The 544-nt window shown below is 54.0% G+C and carries 1 protein-coding gene; it reads right to left on the bottom strand.

The genetic code is table 11. The annotated features are described in order from the left end of the window. Nucleotides 1-282 (bottom strand): SurA N-terminal domain-containing protein (locus tag AC1DRJ_RS32030; RefSeq protein WP_477805618.1); only part of this gene is annotated, 282 nt, incomplete at its 3' end. Nucleotides 283-544 lie beyond the last annotated feature (262 nt).

Here is a 544-nt window from a genome sequence, read left to right as displayed (position 1 = left end):
GATCAAGCCTTTGAGGGCCGAATCGCGCAGCATTTTTTCATCGAGCAAGGAAGCGTCGAAATCTTTGCCCAGCTGTTGCATGAGTTGACGGCGTTGCATATCAACCGCTTGGCTCAGCTCGTTCTGGGTGATTTCTTCACCATTGACCTTGGCCGCGTCATTGCTGCTCGTGGTGGCCTGAAAAATGGCGTCGAAACCGGTCAAAGCCATCAGTGCAACGATGACCCCGATAATGGTCTTGGCAATCCAGCCTTGTGAATTGTCCCTGATATTCTGCAGCATGCGTCCCCCAGAAACGGTTGAACTTCAAAAATTAGGCAACCGTGGAGCGTGGGTAGAATCCGGATAGAAGAAAGGCGCATCCGGGGATGCGCCTTCTCGTAACTGGCGGAGCGGATCGAAGGATCGAACGTGCGACCCTCGGTGTCTCGGACCGGCATTTGCCGACTGGACTACCGCTCCGCTGCCAGGTCAGGCATGACCCCGACCCGGATAGGCAAAAACCTGAATCGAACTTAGTTGACAGCTTCTTTCAGTGCTTTAC

It is taken from the genome of Pseudomonas sp. P5_B2, from assembly GCF_056400445.1.
This window is presented reverse-complemented; position numbering and strand designations above follow the sequence as displayed.